The organism is Capnocytophaga sputigena, assembly GCF_900446695.1.
Classification (GTDB): Bacteria; Bacteroidota; Bacteroidia; order Flavobacteriales; family Flavobacteriaceae; genus Capnocytophaga; species Capnocytophaga sputigena.
In genome coordinates, this window is record NZ_UAVP01000003.1 from 705,537 (window position 1) to 720,574 (window position 15,038).

Here is a 15,038-nt window from a genome sequence, read left to right on the forward strand (position 1 = left end):
GACTCTCTGTTATATTTGTAACAAAATGTTTATCCTTTGTAGAAAATGCGTATTTATTTTTCTGAAGATGAGATATTAGCTACCTTTGCGCTCAAAATCTAACGTCGGACGACTTATAACTTACGAACTATGTTAAATAAATTTTCTCCTACTTTTTGGGTAGCAAGCTTCCTTCAGTTGATGGAACGCTGGGCTTATTACGGTATTTTTACGCTTTTGGGGCTTTATTTAGTTGCCTCTACTGATAAGGGCGGACTTGGTTTTGACCACTTACAGAAAGCGAGTATAATGGCAAACGTTTCGGCTATTCTTTATCTTTTGCCTCCTATTTTTGGGGTAATTGCCGACCGTATTGGCTACAAACTTTCGTTAGTAATTTCGTGTGCTATTACCGCAGTGGGCTACTTTTTGATGGGAGAAGTTACCGATTATGCAGCAGTATATTCTATATTTCTATTATCGGCTATTGGGGCAGGTTTTTTTAAACCAGTAGTCAATGGTATTGTGGCACGTAATACCGATGAGACCACCAGCACTATGGGATTTGGAATTTTCTATATGATGGTAAACATAGGGGGCTTTTTAGGTCCTGCAATGTCGTCTTACCTCCGCACCGAATACGGTTGGCGCATTATCTTTATACAAGGAGCTGTAGTAATGACTATCAATGTGTTAGTAGCTTTATTCCTCTATAAAGAACCCAAACTCGCTCAAAAAATTAGAAAACCTTTGCTCACCGAAATCAAAGAATCACTGATGCACATTGTTGAGGCTTTGAAAGACCGCCGACTTACCGTGCTATTGCTTTTGATGGTAGGCTTTTGGACGATGTTCAACCAGCTTTTCTACACCTTGCCTAACTTTATTGAAGATTGGGTAGACTCATCAGCTTTGAGTGCGTGGATTAATGAAAAATCATCTTTTTTAGGCACTATCCTCACCTCTGAAGGACAAGTGAAAGCTGAGTGGTTTATCAACATAGATTCGTTTATGATTATCTTCTTTCAAGTGCTTGTATCGTATTTTGTAACCAAAATGAGCCACGTGAGCGCTATGATTAGAGGAACAGTTATCGCTACTTTGGGGGTAACGCTTACTTTTATGTTCAACAATCCGTGGTTTACTATTATAGGTACCGTGATTTTCTCGGTAGGAGAAATGGCTTCCAGCCCTACCCTATCGGCTTTTGTAGCACAAATTACACCTAAAGGCAAAGAAGCACTCTATCAAGGTACGGTATTTTTGCCCGTAGCCGCAGGAAATTACCTCACAGGTTTCTTTTCAGGATATTTATATACTGAATGGTCAGATAAATACAGTTTATTGAAAATAGAATTAGCCAAACGCGCTATTGAAATGCCTAAAGACCTCACTAAAACTCAATATTTTGAGTTGGCAAGTCAGAAATTAGGACTCAGTCAGTCGCAAATTACAGAACTGCTTTGGGGGGCTTATAATCCTGCAAAACTCTGGTATGTGATTTGTGCTTTGGGGGTATTTGCAGCTGTTTCATTGTACATTTACAATAGACAAGTGTCAGGTAATAGGCAGTAGGTATCAGGTGTTAGGAGATACTGGCACTGTGATATGTGAATGATAAAAATTTTGGCGAAGTCCTTAGACTTCGCCAAAATTTTTTGTTGTTGATAATGTGATTTTATTTTACTAATCGTGCTATTTCTTTGAATTTAGGGTGCTCGGCAGTACGCAAAAGGGCAAAGAGGGCTGCTTCGGTACTCAAAAGGGTAGTGCCTGCATCGCGGAGCATTGTGAGCCCTATTTGTTTGTTGCTCTCAGTACGCGAAGAAACAGCATCGGCAATTACTGATACTTCATAACCATTGGCAAGCAAATCAACCGCTGTTTGATAGATACAAATGTGAGTTTCAATGCCTATAAGCAGTACTCTTTTTCGTTGATTGTCATAGAGTTGTTGCTGAAAATCAGTATTATCCCAAGCTGAAAAGCTACTTTTTTTCACCGGAGTTTTAAAGCTTAATAGCTCGGCAATTGTGGGGTGAGTCACCCCTAACTTATCGGGCATTTGTTCTACCCAAACTATAGGAAGTTCCAAGTGTTTGCAACCTTCGATAAGGATACTGCTATTGCGCAAAACTTCTTCACTTTGATAAACTATTTGTGATAATTTACCTTGAATATCAAGGATTACTAATTGTGTATTTTCTGTTGTCATTACAATGTTTTTTATTGCCCACAAAGGTAATAAAAATTTGCTAATTTGACAATTTATAGATTTTGTCAAAGTCTAAGGATTTTGACAAAGTTTGTGGCGCAAAAATTACAAGTTAATTCTGATTGATTATAAAAAAATAGGGGCGAAACAATTCGCCCCTATTTTTTTAATCTGCAAAGCGGATTCCTATAGAGAAAGGATATTCGTTTACTAGGTTGTTGCGGAAGAGTGGTGCGAGGCTGTAGCGCGCGTAAATAGAAAAACTCTTGTATCCCAAGTGTGCTGAGAGTCCATATATAAACGGGCTGACGTTCAAGTCGTTACGCATAACTGTTTTATAGGTATCACCTCCATTGTTGTACTTTATTTTTTGGCTATCACCTATAGCCACCCCCACATAACCGCCAAATCCTACTCTAAAACTTTCGTGAGTGGGGTAAACGGTAACCCCTTTTTCAGTTTCAGGAGGTGTAAAATCAAATTCAAAATCTATAGGTACAATGAGGTAATTGGTACGCAATTTAGATTTACTGAGTTTGTTAGCGGTATAAGGTACCGATTTTGTCACATCGTTTTCTCTTACAAAATACTCGCTTTCCTTGAATTTGAGTCCGTTGTGCATCCAAGCAATTCCGTAGTTGATATGAAATAGATTGTTGGTTTTGAGCAAGCGAAAGCCCGTAGTAAATCCCATTTCAAATGTTCTTGAGCCTAAGGTTTGAAAACGACTATCACCAAAATTACTATCGTTTCTGAGGTTGCAAATACCTACAGATGTATAGATATTCAATTCATCAGAAGCGCGATTCGTATTTGGTTTTTTGTTTTCTTTACTGCGCAAAACCTTCTCCAACTCTTGCATTGCACGCAAATAGTCCTTGGCTTTATTCACATTAAGGGTATCAAGAGTATTTACAGTAGCCTTTGAATCTACTTGCTCGCGTATAAGTTTTGCCAAATGCTCAGCTTCAGCTGCTGTTTTTTCTTTGATATTCTTCTCGGTAGTTGCTGTGAGATCTTCTTTTATCTGCAACCCCAATTCTTCGGTGATTTTCTTATCTTTGAGCAATTCATTAACGGCTGAAAGTTTTTTCTTGAGCGTTTGTTTTTCTGAAGAAACTATAGAATCTATTGTGGCTTTGGATTTTTTAATAGCCTCTTCAGAATTATTTTGTGCGGTGATGACGCTTGTCGCCAACAAGCAAGTCATCCATAATAGATGTAATGTTTTCATTTTCTGATACTTGTTTTTTAACTTTTATTATTTGATACGACACGTGTTCCTATTTCTTTGAGTAGCCTTTCAGCTAAGAATTTTACTTTGTCCTTCAGCTGTTCTTTTTCGATAGTATTGAAGGTTTTATCTTGCTGATATTTTTCAGTAACATACTGGTTGAGTTCTGCTTGAGTAGTAGCTACAAGTGCTAAATATTCGGGGGATAGGTGCTGCAAATCGGCAGCCATTTGGGCTTCCATCTGCTTGGTGATTCGGCTTTGTATAGCATCGGCGGTATACTGGGTGAAAAGAGTATCTACCGCATTGATATCGATAAGGGTAATCTCCTCTTTTGAGGAAGTAAGATATGGGTCATATTGGCTATTTTTGAGAATTGAGGGGTGTGAATTGCACTGGCTGTCTTTAAGAGTTGTAGGCACTATAGGGTGCGGACTGGTTGTAGGCACTGATGACTTTACAACAATGAGTTTTTTTGAGACTTGAAGCTCATTATTGGTTTCAGTGTGTTGTTGCCACAAGTATCCTATTGCAAGGCATAACAGTACCGCAGCTGCCGCAGTGTAATACCACAGTTTCCGCCTTTTTTGCCCAGTTGGCAAGGTTTCACTCTCGGCTAATTGGGCTTCTAATTGTTCCCACAAAGCAGGTGAAGGGTTGATTTTTCTGTACCTAAATAAGCGTTGTATATTGTCTTTCCACATTTTTTAAGCTCTTTTTTTATAAGTTGTTACGTGTTGTTGCAAAAGTTTTTTGGCATACGCCAATTGTGATTTAGAAGTACCTTCGCTGATAGAAAGTTCTTCGGCGATTTGCTTGTGCGAATAGTCCTCAAACACATAGAGGTTGAAAACGGTACGGCAAGCGGTAGGCAATTGGTCTACAAAGGATTGTATTTCGGTATCGCTAAAATTTTCGTTCTCTAAGTAGGCATCATCTACTGTGTCATAAGTGTCACTCCAGTCGGCAAAGGATAGCTTTTGTGCTTTGCTTTTGAGGAAATCTATACACTCATTCACTGTGATTCGCCTCATCCAAGCATAGAAATGTTCTTGTTCTTGATACTTGTTGATATGGGTGAAAATTTTGAAGAAGGCTTTTAGTAGGGCATCTTCGGCAAATTGCAAATCGTTGATGTACAGCCTGCACACGCTCAACAAAGCAGGAGCGTACTGGTCGTACAACTGCTTTTGCGCTAAGCGATCGTTGCGTTGGGCTTTTTCTATAAGGTGTTTGTCGATTTGCACTTCGGTAATGGTAAATAATTAATCTCTTTTGCCCTTATAAACGAAGAAAAAATAAAAAGGTTGGAATTTGATTAGAAAATTTGGCAATTTATCAATTGAGATAGAAACTCACTCCTATTGAAAGAGGGTGTATCTCGGTAGGGGTATGCTGCAAGAGGGGTGCTAAACTATATTTGGCATAGATCGCCAAACCTCCATAGCCTATTTGAGCAGAAACTCCATAAGTGGCTCTATTGGGTTTTAGATTGTTGCGAAGAACGAGTTTGTAATCCTCATCATTTTCTTCATATTTAATTTTTTGAGTAGCATCTATAAGTCCGCCAAAATAACAACCTATTCCTATATGGCTTTCTCTTCTAATTTTCTTTTGCAATTCGATAGGGATGATAAGGTAATGCAGACGCAATTTTGAGCTTTTCAAGGGTTTTCCATAAGGCACTAAGCGCGAGGTTTCATTTTCTGTTACAAAATAGTTATCGCCTTTGATTTCAAATCGGTTGTTTTGCCACACCAAGCCTGCACTAATAAAGAGTCGTCGTTTTTCGCTGATACGTGCTATAAGTCCCAAGCCTAAATCGGTATGGAGATGAGGTTTAAGTTGATTGTTATCGCCTATTGCCGTTTGCAAACCTATTGCCATATAAGGTCGAGGTTGTAGCGTTTGGTCGTTGTCACCATATCGCATTCTATTCTTATAAAGCTCTCTTCTTTCTTCTTCGTAAGCCATTTTCAACTCATCGGTGATGAGGCTATCAAGAGTAGTTGTTTTAGGAACGGTATCTATAGCGATTTGAGAGTTTTTTTGCTGTAGTTCAGAGTTTAATTGCAAGGCTTGGTTATAGTAATATAGGAGAATGTGTTGCTTGTTAGCCTCGCGAATTTCCTTTGCCATTTGGTCATACTGTTCTGAGGTAATTTTCTCTTTGTCGAACAAGTATCTAAGCAACTCCAATTTATAATACATCTGGTTATCTTCGGCAAGTTTTAAGGAGTCAAACGTATTTCTTGATTTCTGGATAATGTTTTCAAAAGGGGTTTGAGCCCAAAGATGAGGGGCGAGACATAGAGCGATGAGTGATACAATTTGTTTCATAATGGGGATTTATTTGTTTGATTATAAAATAAAAAAGACTTAACCCATCGTTAAGTCTTTTTTATTATTTTTCTTAAAGAGAAGCATTTAAAATAGTTCCTTTTGAGGAAGATGTTTTCTTAACTTGTCCGTTTTGTAACAGTTGTATGGTAAGTGTAGAGTTATCATTTACTCCTGTTGCTCCTACTGCTACTTGCATAGGCTCACCTCCTTTGATATCTATTAGATAATCTTTAGTGAGTGGTTTTTGACTTGAATCCATATATGTCTCACCTGTTGAATATTGAATTACAACAGCTCCTACAGTAACTCCTTCAGATTTTAAAATTTTAAGAGCCCAACCTGAAGAATTTCCGCTTCCGTTTCCACCTCCATCTTTGCTGTCATCGCTTTTGCCGCAAGCTACCATTGCAAAGATAGCAACTAATAAAAGAATTGTTTTTTTCATTGTTTGTTATTTTTAGAATTATTTAATGGCGCAAAAGTACAAATAATTTACAAATTAGCAAATTAATCTTTATTTCAATTGCATTACACGACTCAAGAGCGGAGGCAAGCCTGTTGTAGCATTGATATTATCATTATTCCAAAAGCTCATCACACAAGCAATAGGGCGATTGCGCACCACTTGGGCTACATAGTACACCGTAAGGGTTTTTCCGCCCGACATCCCTGCTAAAGCTGACGCAACTCCCTTGATGTCAAACACTACTCTCTTGGCTTTAGTGGGTATCTCTTCAAAAAGTACCTCAACTTCTTCCTCTTCTATAGGTTTGAACATTTTGCGTTGTTTGTTGACTGCAAACTGTTCGGCTACAGCTTGTTGAGCGTCTTCCAAAGTGCGATATACTCCCCAATTCATTTCGCCGTTGTACGGACATTGCACTATGTTGATACCCGTGAAATAACAGTCGTCTAACATCGGGATTTTTCGTCCTGCAAAATCAATACTTCTGGCATCGGTAGGGGCAAATAATTCCTGAGGGATTTTATTTTCAACAATGAGGTTTACTAAGGATTCTTCTACCTCAACCTCTCTGTCTCTCAGTTTTGAAAACCAAACAAGGGAAATAGTATTCGCTGGACTTTTCACAAAATAAAGAGACTCTACATACTCCTCTTTATCTCTATTAACCAAATAGTTATCAGTGTGTATGCGAGGGTTAGACTGCGCGTCTTGCGCATTAATTTTCAATTTTCGGTAGGCTTTCTTAAAGCCTTTTTCATCAAAAGGAAGTTTCAAATCCTCATTGGTAATGATATAACCATCAATCGCATAAAAATCTCTATTGCCGTTTTTGATAGCTGAAAGACGGTCTAACAAGGGCAATTCTTGTGCATAGGTAGCCCACAAGAAACTACAAAAGAAAAATAGAATACAACGTTTCATAATTAACAACTTATATTATTTAGTTCACAAAAATAAGTAAAACTGCTCTCTTTTACAAATAAAACTATAGCTTTATAAGAAAAATCTATAGCTAAAATACTCTCACACATTTGTTTTTATAGTAATTTTGCAACAAATTTAAAAAGAATATATTATGTTTACACTACCTGCATTACCTTATGCTTACAACGCACTTGAGCCTTATATCGATGCGCGTACAATGGAAATTCACCATACAAAACACCATAATGCCTATACAACCAACTTGAATGCCGCTTTGGCTCCTGCTGGGGTAGAAGGCAAAAGTATTGAGGAAATTCTTACCAACCTCAATATGAACAATGCTGCACTTCGCAACAACGCTGGTGGATTCTACAATCACAATCTTTTTTGGGAAATAATGAGTCCTAATGGGGGTGGAAAACCTACTGGAGAACTCGCTAAAGCCATAGATGAGGCTTTTGGTAGTTTTGAAGGTTTTAAAGAGGCTTTTAGCAAAGCTGCTGCTACTCGTTTTGGCTCGGGCTGGGCGTGGCTTTGTGTACACAAAGGCGGCAAAGTAGAAATTTGCTCTACTGCAAATCAAGATAATCCGTTGATGCCTAACACAGGTTGTGGCGGTTTCCCTATCTTAGGATTAGACGTATGGGAACACGCTTACTACTTAAATTATCAAAACCGTCGTCCTGATTATATCGAAGCGTTTTTTAGTGTAATCAACTGGGCGAAAGTTGCTGAGCTCTACAACACTCATAAGTAGTAACTAACTTAACAAATATCCAAAAAGCAAATATTCAAAAAAAGCCTCCTGAGAAATTGGGAGGTTTTATCTTTTATATTCTAAAGACGAATATCGCTATAAAGAAACTTATAAAGAAAAGCGTAGGCAAGGTCATTACAATGTTGGCAATCATACAGCCTCGTTTTTTCTTTTTATATAACCCATAAGCCTCCACTGATAAATACAAACCAAAGAGAATATTGAATATTCCCTGCCAAAAGAAAATAGCAAACATATCACCTGTGGCACAGAAATAGTTTTTATCAATAAACAAATCGGCTATAAAAAAGGGAAGTATCCACAATAATATGAGTAATAGAACGCGTTTAGCAATATGAGGTAGCACTTCTTCCATAGTTATAATGATTTTAAGGGACAAATATACATCTTTTTTGATTACATAGGTAAGGTAGTAGCTTTTTTCTTTTCTAATATTTCTGTTACTACATCTACACTAAATAAATAGAATGATATACTTATCAAAAAAAACAGAATTGTTAGTATTATAGAAGCTGTATTGCTACCCAAAAACTTAGGTTTTTCTTTTTTAACAATTCGTATTCCCTTACCACTTCTATTGTATTTAAAGTGAAAGAAAATCACCAGAAGTATTGTTATACTTAGTACTTGAAAACGACCTAAAGTATAACCGAAAAAATATGCCAATCCTATATTAAGTGAAGAATTGACTATTAAAGCAAATAAAGATCCTAACATCCAAACAGTATTTGAATCTGAGAAAGTATAAGGCAAAAACTTCACATTAAAAAGATAAATATAATAATAAAGCACGTTCATCATTTGCTGTAATTTTATAAAAATAATTCTATATAGTTTCATTAGCTTCAGAAGGTTTTATATTTAATCTTTCTTATCAATTTATTAGCTATAGCAAAGCTAACGCTCCTAACAGTAACAACAATAGTGGAATAGCCATTACTATATTTGCTATAGCACAAGCTCGCTCTCGCTTCTGCGACAGAAAATAAGCCTCTATCACCAAAAATATACCATAAAGTCCACAAAATAATCCTATCCAAAAGGCAAATACAAATATATCACCTGTCGCACAAGAACTTTTACTATTGAATATAGAGATAGGTATGAATGACAATATCCATACTAAAATTAATAAAACCAAACGCTGCCCTATATGAATGAACTCTTTCATAACGTTATTTTTTAAAGTACAAATATACATCTTTTTTTGATTTGCTAATCAACAAATTAGTAAATTAGCAAATTATTTCATACCTTTGCCTCCTAAAATAATTTTTTATGGAACAAACTTTACCTGCAGGACATCCCGTGCATACCTATATGCTTGAAGCTGACCTTATTTACTCATTAATGGACGAGCTCCTTGGCATAGACCCTCATACTGATTATCAGAAATTCTACAACGTGTTCAACCATTTGGCAACCGTAGAAAAACACTTTGCTCGTAAGGAAAACCAGCTTTTCCCTTTCTTGGAAAAACGCGGCTGGACAAACCCTTCACAAAATATGTGGTCTTTCCACGATACTATTCGCGATATCTTCCGCTTGGTGCGCAAAAACTTAGAAGAAAAAGATTTTGATGCAGCACAAACTAACGTACGCTATATCGAAGATAACTTGGGTCGCTTGTTGAATGTAGAAGCTAATATCCTCTTCCCTAATGCTTTGCAGTTGCTCACTGAAGAAGATTGGATTGAAATGCGCAAAGGTGAGGAAGAAATAGGCTGGATGCTAAAAGAAGAACCTGCCCCTTACCCTAACAACAACCCCAATGAGCCTGTGTACGTACACCCTTCAATGGATACCGAACGTCGCACCGATGTTAAATTCGATGATGATGCTGCCCATTATGATGAGGGCTATATGACCATTGAACAGGTGAACCTCTTGCTCAAAACCCTCCCTATTGATATTACTTTTGTAGATGAACACGACCGCGTAATTTTCTACAACCGCGGCGAAGAACGTGTATTCCCTCGCAGTGCGGGTATCATAGGGCGCGAAGTAAAATTCTGTCACCCTCCTAAGAGTGTAGGCACAGTACTCAAAATTGTAGAGAACTTCCGTGCAGGCACACAAAACGAAGCTAATTTCTGGTTCAATTATCGCGGTCGCCTTATTTATGTGCGTTATTTTGCAGTGCGCGACAAAGATAAGAACTACAAAGGCGTGATTGAAATGTCACAAGATATCACCGATATAAAAACAATTGAAGGTGAACGCCGCTTATTAGAATGGGATAACTAATGAAAGACTTATTCGGGCAAGCTATTTTAGATTATCAGCAAGGGCAATATACTGAAGATATCAAAACGGAAACTACTATTTCCGAGGAAGATGTATTGCCCTTGCCTTATTTATTTCGCTCCTTTGAACAGATGCCTGCATTAGAGCAAAAAGCTCTACAAATGGCAAAAGGAAAAGTATTAGAAGTAGGCTGTGGGGCAGGCTCTCACGGTCTCTATTTGCAGAACGAACGCAAACTTGAAGTACATTCTATTGACCTATCACCTAAGGCTATTGAGGCTTGCCAATTGCGAGGCTTGCGCAACGCCCAAGTGCAGAATGTATTAGAAACGACAGGGCAGTATGACACCATTCTTTTGCTAATGAATGGCGCAGGTATATGCGGACGGCTTAAAAAAATGGGCGCTTTCTATGCTCACCTCAAAACGCTTTTAGCGCCACACGGACAAATCCTCACCGACTCTTCTGATATTATCTATATGTTCGATGAAAACCCTGATGGCAGTTATGATGTACCGCTCTATTTTGATTATTACGGAGAAGTGGATTACGTGGTGAAGTACAAGGGACAGAAAGAAAAACCTTTCCCGTGGATGTATGTAGATTACAATACTTTGCAGAATGTAGCTATTTCAGTAGGGTTAGAATGCGAACTTATCGCCGAAGGTGAACACTTTGATTACCTTGCTAAATTAGTAAATTAGTAGCAATCTCCCCTGAGACCTGTCACCTAACACCTATCACCTAATATCAAGGTATTTATGCATTTGCAAAGAGGCTTTCCACTGAGGGTGAGCCATTACATAATCTACAATTTTGGGGATTACCTTATTGCGTTTGCTCCACTCGGGTTGTAGATAGAGCAGGCAATCTGGTGATACTTGTGCAGCCATTTCCTCAGCAAAAAGGAAGTCGTTGTTGTTGTAAATCACCATTTTCAGCTCATTAGCTTTTTGAAGAACGTCCCCCACGGGGCGTTTTATTTTTTTAGGAGAGAGGCATATCCAATCAAAAGTACCCGATAAGGGGTGAGCCCCTGAAGTTTCTATATGAGTGCGCGCCCCTGCGGCTCTCAGTTTTTGGGTGAGGAGATCTAAGTTCCACATCAAGGGTTCTCCTCCCGTGATGATCATAGTTTTGGAGTGTGCTAAGGCATCGGTTACAATAGTATCTACAGGCACTAAAGGGTGTGCTTCGGCAGCCCAACTTTCCTTTACATCACACCAATGACAACCTACATCACAACCGCCCAAGCGAATGAAGTAAGCGGCAGTTCCTTTGTAGAAACCTTCACCTTGTAAGCTGTAAAAAGCCTCCATCAGGGGGAGAATCTCCCCCTTCTGTAAGGCTACTTGTGTATTTTTGTCTAACATCTAAAATTAATCGTAATTGGCAACATCCAAAATCCAAGGGTCGGGGATTTCGGTATTTTCGCGTATTTCATCTACCTTTTTCACTGCATCTTCATACTTGTCGTAACGAGCCACATAGATGAAGTTCAGCACTTGGTCACGGTTGTAATACACTTGAGCATCATAGCCCCATTTTTTCATTTCTTCCACCCTATTATTCACGTTGTTGATATTGAGGAATACCCCTACAATCACGTAATATCCTTTTTCAGTATCTTTAGCGGTAAGTTTGGTTACACGAGTACTGCGGTGTAATTGGGTAATCTCTTTAGGGTTATTTTCTATTTCCAAAGCAGTGAGAAACAGATAATAACGGTCGCGACTACGGGTATAACTCAAATCTAATGAAGTAGCGTTGTTAGGAATGAGATATTGGTTGTCGTTCTTTATATCCATACGGAAGATATCAAACCCTAAAGTGTTTTCACTGTTAGGTTTGCGCGTTTTCATCATCTCATCATTATAAGTAATGGCACTGCTAAAGAAGTTTTGATTAGGGCGCAATTTGGTTTCCAAAGAAGTTGTTTTACCACTTGCAGGTACACCTATAGCCACATTGTCCCCCGTCATATTAAAGTCGCCTTCAAGGGTTACTCCCATAATACGAGTTTTGAAATCACCTGCTTCAGGAGTTTTAAATCCACTAAAGGTGAAAGTTTTAGCAGCATCATTAGTAATTGCCGAAAAACCGTCGTAAGTAATTATTTTTTTGATATTGCTATTGGTATTCTCATAAACTATCACGAGTGCCCAACCTGCAGCCGAACCTCCTTCTACTTGTCCTAAGGCTGCCTTTACATTGGCAACAGTATATTCCCCTTCTACAGTATTTGCCGATGATAATATACTGGTTACATTGGCGTAATACACATAAGGAGCTGAGTTTTTCAAGTCGGAATCAGTGCGACCATCAAATATCAATTCACCATCTATTGGCATATAACTGCCACTATTAGGAGTTTTGAACAACACGCTGCTGGCATCTTCTCTATTAGCATCGGTGATAGTGTTTTTACTACCTTTTAGCTGTCCTTTAGCATACGGATAAGTAGCCGACCAATACAAACCTGCATAAGCTACCTTGCCTCCTCCCGCACCTTCGTACGCAAAATTGGCACTACTAGAGGAAAACGTGCTGGGGTCGCTATCGATATCAATGTATTGCATATCAAACTCATCGTTGAGTTTTGCTTTAGGACTGCGATCGTTGTATGGTTCGTTAGGTGAATTGCGCTTCTCATTGCGGTTGAGAATGTTATTCCCTATGATTTTGATATCCCCTTTGATAAAAGTTTCATAGCGAATTTTAAAATCGGTAGCAGATTGTGCCATTGATAGTGGGCTCACTACTACACAAATTAAGAGCGTAATGAGTTGTTTCATAGACTTACAATTTGTTTGGCTATTCTAAGGGCTTCAGTGCCTTGTTCGAGGGTAACCATAGGAGTTGTATCGTTTTCTATAGCATCGGCAAAGCTCTCAAGTTCGTCTAAAATAGCGTTGTTATTATGTATTTCAGGGTATTCAAAATAAATTTGGCGACGTTCTCCTTCCGCATTTTGCAATATCATATCAAAATCACCAGCTACTTCGGGTGCATCTTTCATTTTCACCACTTCTACTTTTTTCTCCAAAAAATCTACCGAAATATAAGCATCTTTTTGGAAAAATCTGCTTTTGCGCATATTTTTCATAGAAATACGACTGGCAGTGATATTGGCTACACAACCATTTTCAAACTCCAAACGGGCATTGGTAATATCGGGTGAATGACTGATGACCATTGCACTACTTGCCGAAATGTGTTTCACTTTTGATTTTACAACGCTCAAAATCACATCGATATCGTGAATCATCAAGTCGAGCACTACAGGCACATCGGTACCACGAGGGTTGAACTCTGCCAAGCGGTGTGCCTCGATGAACATAGGGTTGTGAATCTGGTCGCGTACTGCTATAAAGGCAGGGTTAAAACGCTCTACGTGACCTACTTGTCCTTTTACGTGATGTTCTTTGGCAAGGGCAATAATTGCTTCAGCCTCTTCTACTGTAGTAGCGATAGGTTTTTCGATAAAGAGGTGTTTGCCCGCTTTGATAATCTTTTCGGCACACACAAAGTGGTTGAGGGTAGGAGTTACTACATCCACCATATCACATTCGGCGATAAGAGCTTCTATACTATCAAAACGCTTGTAGCCAAATTCTTCGCTCACTTTTTGAGCATTAGCTTCATCGGGGTCGTAAAAACCTATGAGTTCATATCTATCCGATTGGTTGAGCAATCGCAAATGTATCTTTCCTAAATGTCCTGCACCGAGGACGCCAGCTTTTAATTTTGTCATTTTAATATCCTATTTTAGCACGCACCCTGCGCAAGGTTTCATCGGCTACACGGTGTGCTTTGGCAGCACCTTCTTTAAGGATTGCATCGAGTTCATCTAAATGCTCCATATAGTAATTGTAGCGCTCGCGTGGGGTCGCAAATTTTTCTAATATCAGTTCGTAGAGGGCTTGTTTGGCATTACCAAAACCGTAACCACCAGCACGGTAAGCAGCTTCCATCGTTTGTATTTGCTCAGGAGAAGCCAATAGGCGGTAGAGGCGCATCACGTTGCAAGTATCGGGGTCTTTAGGAGCTTCTAAAGGCGTACTATCAGTTTGGATTGCCATTATTTGCTTGCGAAGCTGCTTTTCGGGCAAGAAAATATTGATGAAGTTGTTGCGTGATTTACTCATTTTCTCACCATCGGTACCGGGGATAATCATTATTTTTTCCTCTATTTTAGCTTGTGGCAATACAAAAGTTTCACCCATTTGATGATTGAAACGAGAAGCCACATCGCGAGTAATCTCGAGGTGTTGCAATTGGTCTTTACCTACAGGTACCACCTCAGCATCGTAGAGAAGAATATCGGCAGCCATCAGCATAGGGTAAGTAAAGAGTCCCGCGTTCACATCTTGCAAATAGTCCATTTTGTCTTTAAATGAATGGGCAAGAGTGAGGCGTTGGTAAGGGAAAAAGCACGCTAAATACCACGAAAGTTCAGCAGTTTGAGGTACGTCGCTCTGGCGGTAGAAAGTAACTTTGTTTGTATCCAAACCAAAAGCTAACCAAGTGGCAGCGACGCTATAAGTATTGGCGCGAAGAAGTGCGCCGTCTTTTATTTGAGTGAGAGAGTGCATATCGGCAATGAACAGAAATGATTCATTAGCAGGATCTGACGCCATTTGCACTGCGGGGAGTATAGCCCCAAGAATATTCCCCAAATGAGGGGTACCGGTACTTTGAATACCTGTTAAAACACGAGCCATTGTTTTAGTTAAGAATTAAAAGTTAAGAGTTATTAGAGCGCAAAGGTAATAAATATTTTAGAAATAGCAAAATAGCTATTAGTCCTCTTTTGCTACTTATCAATTGTTAATTATCAATTGTTTTGTAT

Annotated in this window: 18 protein-coding genes; 4 read left to right on the forward strand and 14 right to left on the reverse strand. The window is 38.8% G+C overall.

The annotated features are described in order from the left end of the window. Nucleotides 1-129 precede the first annotated feature (129 nt). Nucleotides 130-1,554 carry an MFS transporter gene (locus DR017_RS03215; protein ID WP_040361502.1) on the forward strand — a complete coding sequence of 475 codons (1,425 nt, stop codon included), beginning with the start codon at nucleotides 130-132 and terminating at the stop codon, nucleotides 1,552-1,554. 103 nt (nucleotides 1,555-1,657) lie between these two features. Here DR017_RS03215 and DR017_RS03220 read toward each other — a convergent pair whose 3' ends face one another. The 7 genes from DR017_RS03220 to DR017_RS03250 all read right to left on the reverse strand — a co-directional run bounded on the left by DR017_RS03220 (nucleotide 1,658) and on the right by DR017_RS03250 (nucleotide 7,158). Next, nucleotides 1,658-2,194: an isochorismatase family protein gene (locus DR017_RS03220; protein WP_040361365.1), complete on the reverse strand. Its 537-nt coding sequence runs from the start codon at nucleotides 2,192-2,194 to the stop codon at nucleotides 1,658-1,660. A 166-nt stretch (nucleotides 2,195-2,360) separates the two neighbouring features. Beyond that, entirely contained in the window at nucleotides 2,361-3,428 is a 1,068-nt protein-coding gene (locus DR017_RS03225) for a membrane protein (protein WP_040361368.1), read from the reverse strand. A gap of 17 nt (nucleotides 3,429-3,445) precedes the next feature. Continuing rightward, entirely contained in the window at nucleotides 3,446-4,132 is a 687-nt protein-coding gene (locus DR017_RS03230) for a hypothetical protein (protein WP_002680082.1), read from the reverse strand. Nucleotides 4,133-4,135: 3 nt separating this feature from the next. Beyond that, nucleotides 4,136-4,675, reverse strand: coding sequence for an RNA polymerase sigma factor (locus DR017_RS03235; protein WP_002680215.1), 540 nt, complete (start codon nucleotides 4,673-4,675; stop codon nucleotides 4,136-4,138). A 91-nt stretch (nucleotides 4,676-4,766) separates the two neighbouring features. Beyond that, on the reverse strand, nucleotides 4,767-5,768 hold the full coding sequence (locus tag DR017_RS03240; RefSeq protein WP_002680078.1) for an outer membrane beta-barrel protein: 1,002 nt from the start codon (nucleotides 5,766-5,768) through the stop codon (nucleotides 4,767-4,769). Between the two features lie 73 nt (nucleotides 5,769-5,841). After that, on the reverse strand, nucleotides 5,842-6,216 hold the full coding sequence (locus DR017_RS03245; protein ID WP_002680088.1) for a hypothetical protein: 375 nt from the start codon (nucleotides 6,214-6,216) through the stop codon (nucleotides 5,842-5,844). A 69-nt stretch (nucleotides 6,217-6,285) separates the two neighbouring features. Next, nucleotides 6,286-7,158 carry a hypothetical protein gene (locus DR017_RS03250; RefSeq protein WP_002680199.1) on the reverse strand — a complete coding sequence of 291 codons (873 nt, stop codon included), beginning with the start codon at nucleotides 7,156-7,158 and terminating at the stop codon, nucleotides 6,286-6,288. Between the two features lie 154 nt (nucleotides 7,159-7,312). On the opposite strand from DR017_RS03250, the gene DR017_RS03255 reads away from it, so the two are divergent. Beyond that, on the forward strand, nucleotides 7,313-7,918 hold the full coding sequence (locus DR017_RS03255; protein ID WP_002680185.1) for a superoxide dismutase: 606 nt from the start codon (nucleotides 7,313-7,315) through the stop codon (nucleotides 7,916-7,918). Between the two features lie 73 nt (nucleotides 7,919-7,991). Here the strand turns inward: DR017_RS03255 and DR017_RS03260 are convergent, their stop codons facing one another. From DR017_RS03260 to DR017_RS03270, 3 genes are all read right to left on the reverse strand, one after another. Beyond that, entirely contained in the window at nucleotides 7,992-8,294 is a 303-nt protein-coding gene (locus tag DR017_RS03260; RefSeq protein ID WP_002680131.1) for a hypothetical protein, read from the reverse strand. Between the two features lie 41 nt (nucleotides 8,295-8,335). Beyond that, entirely contained in the window at nucleotides 8,336-8,740 is a 405-nt protein-coding gene (locus DR017_RS14245) for a hypothetical protein (RefSeq protein WP_050772801.1), read from the reverse strand. A gap of 85 nt (nucleotides 8,741-8,825) precedes the next feature. Next, a complete protein-coding gene (locus DR017_RS03270; protein ID WP_002680121.1) occupies nucleotides 8,826-9,110 on the reverse strand; it encodes a hypothetical protein in 285 nt (94 codons plus the stop codon). A gap of 107 nt (nucleotides 9,111-9,217) precedes the next feature. On the opposite strand from DR017_RS03270, the gene DR017_RS03275 reads away from it, so the two are divergent. Both DR017_RS03275 and DR017_RS03280 read left to right on the forward strand, forming a co-directional pair. After that, nucleotides 9,218-10,186, forward strand: a complete 969-nt coding sequence (locus DR017_RS03275; RefSeq protein ID WP_002680116.1) for a DUF438 domain-containing protein — start codon at nucleotides 9,218-9,220, stop codon at nucleotides 10,184-10,186. Further along, nucleotides 10,186-10,890, forward strand: a complete 705-nt coding sequence (locus DR017_RS03280) for a class I SAM-dependent methyltransferase (RefSeq protein ID WP_002680136.1) — start codon at nucleotides 10,186-10,188, stop codon at nucleotides 10,888-10,890. Before DR017_RS03275 ends, DR017_RS03280 begins: the two co-directional genes overlap by 1 nt. Before the next feature lie 36 nt (nucleotides 10,891-10,926). Here DR017_RS03280 and DR017_RS03285 read toward each other — a convergent pair whose 3' ends face one another. Genes DR017_RS03285 through trpS form a run of 4 tightly spaced genes read right to left on the reverse strand, consistent with a single transcriptional unit; the run spans nucleotide 10,927 to nucleotide 14,910 of the window. Continuing rightward, on the reverse strand, nucleotides 10,927-11,559 hold the full coding sequence (locus tag DR017_RS03285) for a 7-carboxy-7-deazaguanine synthase QueE (RefSeq protein WP_002680132.1): 633 nt from the start codon (nucleotides 11,557-11,559) through the stop codon (nucleotides 10,927-10,929). 6 nt (nucleotides 11,560-11,565) lie between these two features. After that, nucleotides 11,566-12,981 carry an SPOR domain-containing protein gene (locus DR017_RS03290; RefSeq protein WP_002680114.1) on the reverse strand — a complete coding sequence of 472 codons (1,416 nt, stop codon included), beginning with the start codon at nucleotides 12,979-12,981 and terminating at the stop codon, nucleotides 11,566-11,568. Next, the gene (locus DR017_RS03295) at nucleotides 12,978-13,940 is read right to left on the reverse strand and encodes a Gfo/Idh/MocA family protein (RefSeq protein WP_002680125.1); all 963 of its coding nucleotides are present in this window, start codon (nucleotides 13,938-13,940) and stop codon (nucleotides 12,978-12,980) included. Before DR017_RS03295 ends, DR017_RS03290 begins: the two co-directional genes overlap by 4 nt. Nucleotide 13,941: 1 nt before the next feature. Further along, the gene (trpS, locus tag DR017_RS03300; protein ID WP_002680157.1) at nucleotides 13,942-14,910 is read right to left on the reverse strand and encodes a tryptophan--tRNA ligase; all 969 of its coding nucleotides are present in this window, start codon (nucleotides 14,908-14,910) and stop codon (nucleotides 13,942-13,944) included. Nucleotides 14,911-15,038: the final 128 nt, after the last annotated feature.